Source organism: Streptomyces sp. NPDC037126 (assembly GCF_055605965.1).
The window spans coordinates 1-12,251 of the sequence record NZ_JBVJTD010000060.1 but is presented as its reverse complement, the minus strand read 5'-3'; the positions used below and the strand labels follow the sequence as shown (position 1 = coordinate 12,251).

Annotated in this window: 11 protein-coding genes and 3 pseudogenes; 8 read left to right on the top strand and 6 right to left on the bottom strand. The window is 68.3% G+C overall.

The window, feature by feature from the left end; translation table 11 throughout:
• Positions 1 to 1,033: 1,033 nt before the first annotated feature.
• On the bottom strand, positions 1,034 to 1,804 hold the full coding sequence (locus ACZ7FF_RS44295; RefSeq protein ID WP_470820352.1) for a LysR family transcriptional regulator: 771 nt from the start codon (positions 1,802 to 1,804) through the stop codon (positions 1,034 to 1,036).
• Between ACZ7FF_RS44295 and ACZ7FF_RS44290 the strand changes: the two genes are divergently transcribed.
• The 5 genes from ACZ7FF_RS44290 (at position 1,803) to ACZ7FF_RS44270 (ending at position 4,138) form a co-directional block, all read left to right on the top strand.
• The gene (locus ACZ7FF_RS44290) at positions 1,803 to 2,093 is read left to right on the top strand and encodes a hypothetical protein (protein ID WP_470820350.1); all 291 of its coding nucleotides are present in this window, start codon (positions 1,803 to 1,805) and stop codon (positions 2,091 to 2,093) included. The two genes, ACZ7FF_RS44295 and ACZ7FF_RS44290, sit on opposite strands and share 2 nt — an antisense overlap.
• A gap of 44 nt (positions 2,094 to 2,137) precedes the next feature.
• Positions 2,138 to 2,440 carry a hypothetical protein gene (locus ACZ7FF_RS44285; protein WP_470820349.1) on the top strand — a complete coding sequence of 101 codons (303 nt, stop codon included), beginning with the start codon at positions 2,138 to 2,140 and terminating at the stop codon, positions 2,438 to 2,440.
• A complete protein-coding gene (locus ACZ7FF_RS44280; RefSeq protein ID WP_470820347.1) occupies positions 2,437 to 3,159 on the top strand; it encodes a hypothetical protein in 723 nt (240 codons plus the stop codon). Before ACZ7FF_RS44285 ends, ACZ7FF_RS44280 begins: the two co-directional genes overlap by 4 nt.
• Before the next feature lie 96 nt (positions 3,160 to 3,255).
• On the top strand, positions 3,256 to 3,456 hold the full coding sequence (locus ACZ7FF_RS44275; protein WP_470820346.1) for a transposase: 201 nt from the start codon (positions 3,256 to 3,258) through the stop codon (positions 3,454 to 3,456).
• A complete protein-coding gene (locus tag ACZ7FF_RS44270; protein ID WP_470820344.1) occupies positions 3,443 to 4,138 on the top strand; it encodes a transposase in 696 nt (231 codons plus the stop codon). The genes ACZ7FF_RS44275 and ACZ7FF_RS44270 overlap by 14 nt, the downstream gene beginning before the upstream one ends.
• Here ACZ7FF_RS44270 and ACZ7FF_RS44265 read toward each other — a convergent pair.
• The 3 genes and pseudogenes from ACZ7FF_RS44265 to ACZ7FF_RS44255 all read right to left on the bottom strand — a co-directional run.
• Positions 4,114 to 4,479, bottom strand: coding sequence for a hypothetical protein (locus ACZ7FF_RS44265; RefSeq protein WP_470820342.1), 366 nt, complete (start codon positions 4,477 to 4,479; stop codon positions 4,114 to 4,116). The genes ACZ7FF_RS44270 and ACZ7FF_RS44265 overlap by 25 nt on opposite strands.
• Positions 4,476 to 4,739, bottom strand: a complete 264-nt coding sequence (locus ACZ7FF_RS44260; RefSeq protein WP_470820340.1) for a hypothetical protein — start codon at positions 4,737 to 4,739, stop codon at positions 4,476 to 4,478. The genes ACZ7FF_RS44265 and ACZ7FF_RS44260 overlap by 4 nt, the downstream gene beginning before the upstream one ends.
• Before the next feature lie 175 nt (positions 4,740 to 4,914).
• Positions 4,915 to 5,202, bottom strand: a pseudogene (locus tag ACZ7FF_RS44255) (Nramp family divalent metal transporter); the annotation flags it as partial.
• A 122-nt stretch (positions 5,203 to 5,324) separates the two neighbouring features.
• On the opposite strand from ACZ7FF_RS44255, the pseudogene ACZ7FF_RS44250 reads away from it, so the two are divergent.
• Positions 5,325 to 5,971, top strand: a pseudogene (locus tag ACZ7FF_RS44250) (Nramp family divalent metal transporter).
• Between the two features lie 693 nt (positions 5,972 to 6,664).
• On the opposite strand, the gene ACZ7FF_RS44245 reads toward ACZ7FF_RS44250, so the two are convergent.
• Positions 6,665 to 7,528 carry a hypothetical protein gene (locus ACZ7FF_RS44245; protein WP_470820338.1) on the bottom strand — a complete coding sequence of 288 codons (864 nt, stop codon included), beginning with the start codon at positions 7,526 to 7,528 and terminating at the stop codon, positions 6,665 to 6,667.
• Between the two features lie 640 nt (positions 7,529 to 8,168).
• On the opposite strand from ACZ7FF_RS44245, the gene ACZ7FF_RS44240 reads away from it, so the two are divergent.
• Positions 8,169 to 8,462 (top strand): WhiB family transcriptional regulator, encoded by a 294-nt coding sequence (locus ACZ7FF_RS44240; protein WP_470820336.1) that lies wholly within the window; start codon positions 8,169 to 8,171, stop codon positions 8,460 to 8,462.
• Between the two features lie 253 nt (positions 8,463 to 8,715).
• On the opposite strand, the gene ACZ7FF_RS44235 is transcribed toward ACZ7FF_RS44240, so the two are convergent.
• Complete coding sequence (locus ACZ7FF_RS44235) at positions 8,716 to 9,618, bottom strand: hypothetical protein (RefSeq protein WP_470820335.1); 903 nt, start codon at positions 9,616 to 9,618, stop codon at positions 8,716 to 8,718.
• 1,007 nt (positions 9,619 to 10,625) lie between these two features.
• Here ACZ7FF_RS44235 and ACZ7FF_RS44230 point away from each other — a divergent pair.
• Positions 10,626 to 12,251: pseudogene (locus ACZ7FF_RS44230) on the top strand (hypothetical protein); the annotation flags it as partial.

Sequence of the window (12,251 nt, the reverse complement as noted above, 5' to 3'; positions counted from 1 at the left end):
GATCCCACTCCGCGTTCGTCAGGTCTCCGCGTCCCATGCAGTCAATCTGCCATCAACACCTCACCCGCGGAACGAGATCCGAGAAACAGCGCCTAATACCTGGAGTTGGTCCACACTCCTTCGCCCCCTCCCGGAAAACCCCATGGAAAACCCCTGGTCTCATTCGAGACGCGTGTCACCCACTGCCAGGACGCCCGGCGCCGGCACCGGCACTGGAAACCTCGGTGGGCGGGGCGCGGGAGCGGGCTGAGGCGCTCCGGGGGCGCACCGAGCAGGTGGTGCTGCATCTGTGCCGTGGCACGTGTTAGATCACCGGATCGCGCCGCCTGCGGGAGCATAGGCGGCGCCCTCGCCGCGGAACGCCGATGCTGCCCTTGGGCATCACATTGCGCGGGCCTGCTGTGCGTGGTGCTCAGACGGCACCGGGACGACGTACAAGCCGGGCGCCCCCAGTCCGCACGAGTGCGGGTGGTAGGCGTCAGCCATCAAATGCAGGCACTCGGACCGAAGACGGTGATGTGCGTCGTCCCTGCGCGCGCCTGTCCGTCCGGGGCCGCCCCTGGACGTGATCGGCCTGGACACCTGTGCGTGCTGATCCCCGTCGAGGCCAGCCGTGACTTCTCCCGATCCTCGTGCGCCCACCGGCCGTCGCTGCGTGACGGCCCGCCGCCCTGGCAGCGGGCGCTGGAGCACTTCCTCCGCCTGTCCGCCACCTCCGGCCAACCCCACTGAGCCCCACAACCACACGACCGGTCGAGCGTCAGGCTCATCACTGCGGGCGGCGCGTTTGTGCGCGCGGTACGGCGCTCGCGGTGACGCCCGGTGGGGCGGGCTTGGGCGCGTACGCGGGCTCGGCCGCCGCCGCGCTGTCCCAGGACCCCGCGATGCCTGCGGTGCTGCTCGCCGTCGCCGTCGCCGTGTTGGGCACCGCCCGTCGCGCCGTCGCACCATGGCGCCCGGGCCCGCATCACGAAGACTGGCCACCGCACCCTCGAGCCGCCCAGGCCGGCAGCCGCCACGCGACCCGCATCCTTCAGCGGGATCGTGGGCTCTTGCGGTCGAAGGTCGCGGCCGCGATGCGTACGAACGAGCGAACGACCGGCGGCGGGTCGGTTGCCTGCCAGGCGAGGACCAGTCTGCTTGGCGGGCGGTCGGTGACGGGGACCGTGACGAGCCCGGCGGGTAGCAGCTGGTCCAGCGGGGCGAGCGCCGACATGCCGTTCCACAGGACTGCCTGCAGGGCCTCTTGGACGGGGCGTACCGGGGCCTCTTGGCCGCCGGGAGTCGCGGCACCTGTCCAGTACGCCCTCCACACACGGTCGGTGCCCGGCGGCAGCCGTACCCATCGCAGCTCGGGCAGATCGGTGAGCCGAACCGAAGTCCGCCCGGCCAGTGGATCGTCCTCCCGGAGGACGAGCCCTACTGGTTCGGTGTGCAGGACATGGGTGCGCAGCCCGGTGCTCTCGAACGGCAGCCGGGTCAGTGCGACGTCCACCAGCCGGGCCCGCAGTCCGGCACTGGGATCGCCCAGGTCGGCCTCGTGGACGCGGACCGCCACGTTCGGATGGTGTTCCCGGAACGCCGGGACGATCCGGCCACCCACGAGTTCGGCGGTGTCGGCCAGCGACCCGACTGCCAGCGTGGTGCGCCCGGCGGCGGATCGCACGCGCGCCTGGTGCCGATCGGCCTGTTCCAGCAGTGCCCGGGCATCGTCGTAGAGGATCCGGCCGACTGCGGTCGGTTCCACCCCCGTAGGGGTGCGGTCGAGCAGGGGGGCACCGAGGTCGGCCTCAAGGCGGTGCATGGCCCTGCTCAGCGGCGGCTGGGTCATCTTCAGCCGGCCCGGCAGCTCGGCCGATGTTCCGTTCCTCGACGACCGCGACGAAGAATCGCAGCGCTCGCAGATCCACCGTCCCACCATACCGATCCGGTATGAAGCCAACCGCATCGGTGTTGGCCGTAGGCCCGTTGCCGCCGCGACGATCGGAAGCGCAACCGTCGACGAAGGGAGCATCAGCACATGGATAAGCTGGATCTGCGCATGGGGAGTTTCCGGTACGACCACACGGAGGCGCTGTTTGACGGGACGGTGACGGTGGAGGGAGTGGGCAGTACGACGATGTCGACGGCCCCGATCATGACCGAGATCTTCGAGCGAATTCTGCGCGGCGAAGCCGTGGACGTGTCGGAGCTGGGGCTGACGTTCTTCCTGCGGGCGCTCGACCAGGGTGTCCCGCTCGTGGCCATCCCGGCGTTTCCCGTGCGGCTGTTCCGGCATTCATCCGTGTTCGTCAACCCGAGCAGCGGTATCACCGGGCCTGCTGATCTCGCCGGCAGGGCGATCGGCGAGTTCGGTGTCTACGGCCAGGATCCGGGCGTATGGATCAAGGGCATCCTGACCGACGAGTACGTTTCCGGCCGGAACGCAACCGGTGGGTGATCGGCGGGCTCGAGACGCCGCTGGCCGCCGGGTTCGGGTTCACCACGCACCCGCACCCGGACGGCGTCGAGGTCACTGCGGCACCGCGGGGGCGCACCCTCGTCGACATGCTCGACCGCGGCGACATCGACGCGCTGTTCACCTCGAACGTCCCGCAGCCGTTCCTGGACGGCTCTCCGAACATCGCCCGGCTGTTCCCGGACTACGAATCGGTCGAGCGGGACTACTACCGCCGGACCGGGATCTTCCCGATGAGCCATGTGGTCGTGGCCAGAAGGCAACTGCTCGAAGCCAACCCCGGGCTTGCGCGGGCTGTCTACACCGCCTTCTGCGGCGCCAGCAGCAGCCGACCGCTACCGGATCTATCGCAGCCTCTACCAGTCACCCGTCATGCTGCCGTGGGCCAACGCCCTCGTGGAGGCGAACGATCGGCTGCTCGGCGAGGACTGGTGGCCCTACCGTCTCCGCGAACCGGACCGCCCTTCAGACCTTCCTGCGCTACCACCACGAGCAGAGCCTGTCGGCGCGCCGCTGGACCATCGAGGACATCATCGCCCCCCAACTGCTCAACACCTGAAGACTGGGTATCCGCCGCTGCCGGGCTCAGAACCATCGATCAGCAGCACTCTGCCCAGCACCCGATCCGTCGAGCCGTGCCTTGCGCCGAGTTGGCCGACGAGGTCCGTCACCGGCTGGTCTTCGGGTTGTCCAAGGCTTGAAGACCAGCACGTTGTCCCCACCAGACAGTCTGCCCTGCACGCCCTCGCCGAGTCCCTCGGTGTGCCACCCGGCTGTCGAAGTCCCCTGGCGGCGCGGTGGCCAGGCATCTCGGCGAGCAAGTCTTCACCTTCCGTAAGCGGCCCTTGGACGCCGGTCCCTACACCTTCGTCTGGGTCAACGCGCTGCCCCGGAAGGTCCGGGAGGGCGGCCGGATCACCAACCTTCACGCGCTGATAGTGGTCGGCGGCCAAGTCGACGGGCACCGGATCCTCGCCCCCTCAAGTGGCCACCGCTGAGGACGGGATCGGCCAGTCGGCTTTCCTGCGCTCGCTGATCACCCGCGGCCTGTCCGGCGTCCAGCCGGTCGTCTCCGACGCTCACACCGGTCTGGTGAACGCGATGGGCACGACCTTGCCAGGCGCCTCCTGGCAGCGATGCCGCAGCCACCACGCGAGGGACTTGCTGAGCCAGGTCCCGAAATCGGCCCAGTCGGGCGGCCACACCGCTGCGGACCATCCACGAACAGTCCGGCATCGACGCCGTCCAGGCCCAGGTGCGGCATGTCCTGGACGCGTTGGAGGGCGAATTCCGCGAGGCAGCGGCCCACTTGGACACCGCCCGGCACGAGCTGCCGGCATCCACCGCGACGAGACCGTCCCACCGGCCGAACTCACCGCACAGCCTCAGAGAGGAGATCACCGAGTGGCCGTCCCTACACCACTTGAGCGGACGCGACCTGGTCCGTCTCCGCCCCTTTCGCAGCTCACCGCCATGCACAGGGGAAAAGTCAGAGGGCCGCTCATGTCGGTGCGGGGCCCGGCCCGGCACCTCATGCGCGTGAGAGGCCAATGGGGCCTGACCAGGGCCAGGGGACGTTCCCCGGCACCGCTAAGGGCCGTGGCACTCCAACGCCGGGCCAGGGCTTCCGGTGAGGGCTTACCCGAACGAGAGAATCAGCTCGTCCAGGTCTTGATCTGAGCGGCGACCTCCCGCACCGGGAGGCCGTCCCGGGCGGCGCGGGCCAGCGGGAGAACGGTGCCCAGGCCAGGGCTCACCGGCAGGCCGGACGCCGACAGGTACGCAGCGGTCACTGTGGCCGCGAACAGAAGGTTTCTCACCTCCAGGCTCGGGTTTCTCGCCAGCTCGCACAGCAGCGCCGCAGCCTTGTGATGGGGCTCGGGGTAGATTTCGTGGTCAAGGATTTCCGCCCGGTGACGTGCTTCCGCCGCGACCGGGACGCCGTAGTCGACGACCTGGGGATCTCCCGGAATCTGCTGGGCGACTGCCAGGATCCAGGCGAGATCGATGCGGAGGTTCATGCGGCGTCCTTCGATGCGGTCTCCGCCGACTTGTCGGGAAGGCCGGGGTACCGGTCCTCACCGACCTCCGCCTCGAACCGGTCCGTGTACGCGGCCAGGAACGCCGCGGCGCCGGCCATGAAGGCGGCGCGTGACTGATTCACATCGGCCTCGATCAGGTCGGCCACATACCCCTGCAAGCTCAGGCCGCGGCGCTTGGCCCGGGCCTCGGCGGCCGCTTTGACGGCTTCGTCCAGGCGGATGTTCGTCTGCTTTCCCATGTCACCACTATAGCTATATGCCGGTACCAGCACATAGCTAATTTGGGTTCGGGGCCGGGGGACCGGACCCCGAACGGGCGAGATGTGATCATGCTCCGGGGCAAGTGGGAGGGGCGAGCAACGTGCTCCGGCGGTGGTGGTCTCTTCGTACGGCGCCCGGTTCCTGATCATGTCGGACGAAGACGCCGGTGATGCCGTAGGCGACCCGGTTGTCCAGCCGCATCACCTTCATCCACGTGGCGTCGGTCCAGCCTTTGGTATTGATCCAGTAGCCGTAGGCGGCCAAGTGTGATCGTGCCGCCGACGCCGCCGACCAGGCCGAGGGTGCAGAACAAGGAGAGCCTGCCGGAAGGACGGGGGCGAGCGAGGCGAACACCTCTGCGAGGTGCGGGGTGCCCCGGACACCGAGGTAGACCGTGACCACGAACATGACTCCGACCAGCACAGTCATGACGGTGGCGAAGAACCCGACTAGGAACAGCTTGGCGGTGGCCGTGCCGTCCCGGTCCGCCAGCACGTCGCTCAGGCTCGAAGTAGGGCCGCACAAGAGGATGGCGACGGACCGGCGCGCCGCAGGAGCCCCGGCTGCGCGAGGCAAGTTGGAGACTTGTCGGGCCCGGCATCGTGGTCGCGGCGACCGGAGTCGGTGCGGGCGACATGATCGCCACTCTCATTTCGCCGGTAGCAGGTACGGCTACAGCTTGCTGTGGGCCGCCGTCGCCCGGCTGCCTGGTGAAGATTGCCCTGGCGGAGGCGGTCGGGCGTTGGCACCTGGCCACCGGGCGCACTCTGTTCGACGGCTGGCGCAGCCTAGGTTCCTGGACGACCGGCTACTCGCCATCACCTCGCTGATCGGCGTGTGGCACGGTGTCTCACTCATGTTCGCCGGCTTCACCGTGAAGGCGCGGGCGCGGCGGGCGGGCGGGAGCACCGCCGGGGGCGGGGAGCAGGAGGTACCGAGCGGTGCACTGGAGAAGTCGGGGCCCTTTCGGGCGTACCTGCTCTGGCTGACCTTTCCACCGATGACGTTGCTCTTCCTGAACGAGCCGTTCGGCCTGGTGATCGTCTACGGGGTGGTCGGCGCCCTGTTCATGCCGTTCCTCGCACTGACCCTGGTCTGGCTGCTCAATTCCTCCCGCACACCGGCCCGATGGCGCAACGGAACGCTGACCGGTGCGGGCCTGCTGTTCGTGGTGCTGTGTGTCCACCAGCTCCGCGATCTGCCCTGGTAGGAGAAGTCTGGTTGTAGCGTCCGACTCAGCCCCGCTCAAGGAACTCGGCGAATCAGTCCTCGCCGAGTACGCCCCGGAGACCGACGCTCCCGCGCCTGCCGATACGGCGAACCAAACCATGCAACGCGGGGCTCGTCCGCGATGCGGAACGGTCAGCCCGGTGCACGGTGGGCATCGTCCGTGATCACCGTCGTCTCCGCAGCCACGGCCGGCAGGTCCGATTCCCGCCACAGATACGCGTCTGCTCTGTTCCTGAGGGCAGGCCACCCCGATGCGGTGGTCCGCCTCGGGGTGGGTGAGCGGCGCCGCCGCCGATGCCCGCGCAGGCCTCGCTGCCACCGAGGGAGCGGCGGTCAGCCGGCTGACGGCGACCAAGCCCAACGAGAGCTGGCCTCAGCGGACTCGGTGACCGAGGTGCTTACATGGCGGCTGGGTAAATGCGGCAAGCAGCGCGGCGCGTCCGGGGCGCGCCGGTAAGGCCGATGCCCTTCCCGTCCCTGGGCTCGCCCAAGGCCAGGCCGCGGGCCAGGCGTGCCGGGTCTACTGCCCTCTCGCCCGCGGCAACCAGCCCGGCCGGCACCGACCTTCCAGCGCAAGGCCTCCGGCGCCCGGGCCGGGACCGTCGTCTTTGTCCCGTCCGGGCAGTCACGTACTGCGGCAGCCGACAGGGCCGGGCGCCTGCAGGCCGCTGTGTCAGACCTGCGCCGGGACCGTGTCACCGGCCTGCGCTGCCTCCGCCTCCGCCCCGTCGGCGGAGGCGTCCGCCCCCGAAGCAGCGGCGGTGTACATCACCGAGCCCTGCTGGTTGGTCCGGGTCACGGTGCCCTTCTTGACGAGGGTCTCCAGGGTGTTGCGCACGACCTGGAGGGAGGTGACCCGGTCAGGGTGCTCGGCGACCAGCAGGTCATGCACCTCGCGCGACAGACGAGGTTCCCCATCAGACTTCACCAGAGCGCCCAGGACCAGTTGCTGCAGGGGCGGCTGCTTCGCCTTGCCCGCCTCCGAAACCGGCGTGCCCTTCGTCCCCGCAGCTGCCTTCTTCGCGGGGCTGGCCTTCTTCGCAGTGGCCGTCTTGGCGGGCCTGGCCTTCTTCGCAGTGGTGTTCCCCGCAGTGCTGTCTTTCGCGGGAACTGCTTCTTCATCGACGGCCTTCTTCGTGGCGGTCTTCTTCGCAGGAGCCGCCTTCTTGGCGGGCGCGGACGTCTTCTTCCGAGCCGCCCTCCTGGCGGGCGCCTTCGCCGTACCGGCTGCCTTCTTCCCCGACGACGACGCGGGCTGAGCCGCCTCGGGCTGGTCTTCCTGCCGGGGCTGCGGCACGGCCGAGGTCTCCTGCGGGCCACCGGCTTCCGCCAACTCCTCGGCGGGCGCGGGCGGCTGCAGCGAAGCCTGCCTCTCAACCAGCCAGGCCTCGTCCTGCTGGAGTTTCTCCAGCTGCCGCTGCAGACCGGTGATGTGGTCGGTGATCTCACCCTGCGACGTACGGTTGGCAGCGAGGTCCTCTGCGCAACGCTGCGCCCACACGCTCTGGATGGTGGTGGTCTCGGGCTCGTCAGCCACGACGGCACGCTCCTTGTACCTGGGATGTTGTTGCCGGATGCTACCCACACGCAGACATGGTCAGGGGGCGTCTCGCCCAATCACCACCCTCGCGGGAACCAGGCGCAGAGACGGTGTTGCGGACAGGGGCATCCCGGCGAGCGGGGCTGCACACCCCACGAGCGGGCGGTCCGGACGCTGCGGGCCAAGCCGTCGGCGCGGTTGCTGTCATACGGTGCGACCCCACGCCTGACCTGAGTGAGCCGACGAGCAGCTTGTACAGCACATCGTCCACCTCCGGGATGAGCTGCGGGTGGCCTTCGACCCGCTGATGCGGGGCATTCGCCTCGTCGTCCTCGAGGGACCGGCGCGTGCGGCCGAGCCGCAGAGGCGCTCAGCCAGTCGGTGATCACCGCCAACCGGACGCTTCAGCCCCTGGATCAAGCAGGCGAGGGCGCTCGGGCCGCGTACGAGTTCGCGGAGGCCGGGTTCCACCGTCGGCTGCAGACGTACCGCCGCGGCCCGCGAGGCACTGTCCGGCATCCAGAAGCCCTGACCGTTCGAACCGGCCGGTGTGACGGTGTGGGGTGATCAGGTCTGCACCGGCCCTGGCCAGGGCAATAGGGTGATGCTCTCGCCGGTTGCGATGGGGAGGAACGCCATGACCAGTGCCCGGGACCACTGGAGCGAGGACGCTGCCTGCCGCAGCGCCCACCCGGACGAGCTGTTCGTGGACGGCCCGAGTCAAAAACGCGCCAAGGGCGTCTGCATCGGCTGCCCTGTGCGCACCGAGTGCCTGGCCGAAGCTCTCGACAACCGGCTCGAGTTCGGCGTGTGGGGAGGCATGACCGAGCGGGAGCGAAGGGCCCTGCTGCGCCGCAGCCCGCACGTCGTCTCCTGGCGGGAGCTCTTGGCCGGCGCCCGCCGCGACAGCGAGGGGGCACAGGCTGGTTGAGGACCTCCGGTCCGTCAGCCATGCCACCTCGCGGCGCCGGAGGCGCGCGCGGCCGTCAGGTTCTCCTCCCATGCCTCCTCCGCCGGGTCCCACACCATGCCCAGCTTGTCCAGGTCGCCGCCCGCTGTGCGGGCATTGTGCCCGGCTGGAGGGCACGGCGCTGGTCGGCCGGCCATCGGCCCAGCGAGAAGGATGTGCCCGCCGCGTTAAGGCTGCAGGGGAAGGCGGGGCTAAGCCGGGGAGAGGGCGGGGGTCATTGAAAAACAACCTCAAAATCGCCGATCAACGAAACAGAGGCCCGGACAATATCCTGCTTATGCAGAGGGGCGCCGAAGACTGAAAGGCGTTTTATTCTGCCTCTCTCGGTGCGGACTGTCGCAGTGACCTCAAAGCTGTCGTCATCCTGGTATCTCGCATATTCGTAGTGTCGTTTCTCGTGAGTTTTGGACGGTCCGATGATGAATGCGAAACCACCGAGCCAGCATGAATGGATATCATTGTTCCGGGCGAAACCGGAGGGGTTGGTGTCACGGTTGTTCAGGTTGGTGAAGTTATTCGTGGCGATGACGTGCTGGTCTGCCTCGGTGGGAACCCAGTCCGGATCCACGCCAATCGATACCGAACGCGCATGCCCGCCGATCGCAGCGTTCACCGACTCCCGATATTCACCTTCAAGTCCACTGAAAGTGGTGCACGCAAGCCAATACAAGTCGCCCTGGAACGTCCCGAGGATGCCATCGCAGGTGTGCGTCATGTCGCCGGCGACCTGGGCCGGCTTCGTCGGGCAACTCTCAGGAGTGCCATTGCACATGCGGATAGGGTCTGAAAGGCCGTCACGTCCGGCTCTCGCTATTGCATTTCCGCCGAAACGCGGATGATTGGCCAGATCGTACTCCCATGACTCCTCATCGCTTCGCAGAACGAGATTGTAGGTCACATTGCTACTGTCGAGGGGGCCCCAGGGCGCCTGGAGTTGTTCCCATCTGTCGAGCTCGGCCGCGCCGTACAACAACGCCTGACCGGCGTCGGAGTGCACTTGAAGTGTGGTTCCTTGCGGAATTGCTACCATCTCCATGCCGGGTGCGATGAACCCCGGCTCGAGGTGAATCGATCCATGTCCGATGGGAATGTAACCCATTTCGGAAACCTCGCGCATTCGCTGACATGATGAATACCTCATCGATAATGCGATGCCCGGCCATCGGCGGCGCTTTGGCCCGGCCAATCTTGCGGGCACATCCACTGCACGTTCGAGCACTCCCCGCCGTCGGCAGCGACAGATCGGCATCGGTGAACCAGGACGCTGAGGAGACATCGCTGACGCGCTTGCCGAGCCTTTTCAGCAGACAGAGGGCGAAGGCGGGCCGGGTCCTGGCCCGCCCGTGCTCACCCATCTCCGGTCCCAGGCGCCCTCCGGGCACGGCATCCTGGCTTCGCCAGCGGACTGAGAACGCCCATCAAGGCCGATCGTTTCTCGGCTCGGCGTTCCCCCTGCCGGACACCGTCGAGACACCCCTGACATCGGCGTCGTCCGGGCGCGTACGCAGGACCTGCGGGCGCCGCAAGCTCGTCGCTGCGGGGCAGGCATGCGCAGACGGGCGGGACCGGATTGTCGATGTGGTGGTGCTCCGGCGGGGTGGTGGCCCCGGTACGCACGAGCGGTGCACGAGCGGCCCCCTCGGACCAACATCTTGAGCGGGCGCGCCGACCGCCGGATCGGTCCGGGCCGGGGACCGGGCTACATCGCCTGCGCGGCCTGTACTGCCCAGTCGAGCCCGAGGCCTGCGCCCGGGGCCCCTCGCCGTCGCTGGGTGGAGCGCGCGTGTCCAGTGCACGTTTCCGCGGGAGCGCGGGCGGGCTGCCGTGATCCCGTGCCGCTCATCCTGTGTCCCTGACCTGCACCGTCAGCGGCGTAGCGCCCTCGCGCCCCAGCGTGCATGCGTTTCGACGTCGCGTTCGCTGGCCTCGTCGGCTGTGGCGGGTGTCATGGTTGCCGTTATGTCACGTGATAACAGCCCGTACGAACCGCCTTTCAGATCCCTGCTCCGGCGATCGACCCTGACGGGGCCGGGCCGCGAACTGGCAGCCGCTCTGGACGGCGGAAGCCTGGGCGAGGTGACAGACCTGTGCCGCACGACCGCTGTGGGGCCCAGGGAGCGTGACGTGCTGTTGTCCTGGGCTGTCAGTGCGTGCAAGGCATGGATGGAGAGTGTTGTTTTCCACCCGTCCCGCCGGATCGAGCGCATGAGCACGTTCATCGTGCTCATGCACCCCGATGCCGCCGACGTGGTGAAGTGGCTGCGCCTGTCTCCCCTCGACGACGAGGCCCTTACCGAAGGCCTGGACTCCAGGGACCGTGCCTGGCTGAACGAGTTCACGCGCCGCGCGAGCGGCCGTGCACGCTACAGCTTGGTCCAGCTCCTCGTTCGCCGGTTCGGGGCCGAGGTCGACGCGACACCAGAGCTTGTCGATGCGTGTCTGAGCCACCACCTGAGGCTGGTCACCGACGCCAAGGAGTCCAGCGAGGTCATTATCAGAAGACTGCGTGACGATCCCGTGGCTGCCATGGTTCTGCCCTGTTTCCGCCCCCGGACATCTCATTTGGGGAGCCTACATTCAGGCGGCTACCGGAATGAGGGAGGAAGTTACCGTTACCACGAAGTCAAACACGCCGGGGTAAAGGTCGTTTCCGCAGCCGTCGAAGGGGGATTCATCGACCGTCGGACTCTCATCGAAGACCTGCACCAAGGCCTGTATTCGGACGACCGGAATCAATCCGAATACGTGTCACTGATGCAGCAAATCGCCCCTGCCGCCGAAGAAATTGCACCATCCCTGGAACCATGGACCCGGCTCCCCACCACAATTCCCTCCATGGACAAGGGCGTCCTCAGCCGATCGGTGGCAGTGCTGGCAGAGCAGGGCCGGCTTTCCGACGAGCAGGTGGCTCGGTGGCTGCACGTTCTCCGTGAGGAGCCCGCAGACCTGGCCGCCAACGCGGTGACCGCGCTTACGGTCCTGTCGGGTGCCCCCCGGTACCTGACGGACGAGCGTGCGGCCGACATAGTCCGGTTCGTCGCGGACGGGCCGGGCACCAAGGCGGCCGCCGCCATGGCCTGTGTGCAGGCTCTCTGCGATGCGCATCGGTTGACGGACCAGCAGATCATTGAATGTGCTCCCACGGGGCTGTTCCGCCCCGAGCGAAGCCTCGTCAACGCGATGATCCGGCTTCTCGGACGTAAGCTGCGCGATGCCCCGGACCGGGCCCCCGTCCTGGTGCCCCTGCTCGCCGACGCCTTCGCCCACCCCTCTCCCGACACACAGGAAAGAGCACTGAACCTCGCCTGCCACTATCAAGACCGGCTCGACGCCAAGGCACGCGCGCTCCTTGCCGAAGCCGCCGCGAACATGATCCCTGCTCTGCGCGATCGCGCCGTAACCGCGTTCGGAGGCTCCTCGGCCGTTGATCCGGACGGGGCGCCGTCGGTCTACCAGGACACCCTCCCCACGGTTACTGGCCCCCAGCGGCTCGCCCCGCCCGCCGAGGAACTGTGCGAGGTCCTCGCGGACCTGGCCGTCTGGCTCCGTGGCCGTCAGCGTGAACCGGCGCGGTGGGAACGCGCCCTGGACGACCTGGTCCGCCACGCCCACCAAGACCGCGAGGCCCTCGCCGAGGCGCTCGGACCAGTGCTTCACTGGCTGTTCTCATTCCGCTCGGGTGGTCGGTCGGGTTCGAACAGGGGCCTGGTCCGGGTGAGTCTGCCGGTGCGGACGCATAGAAGAAGGGCC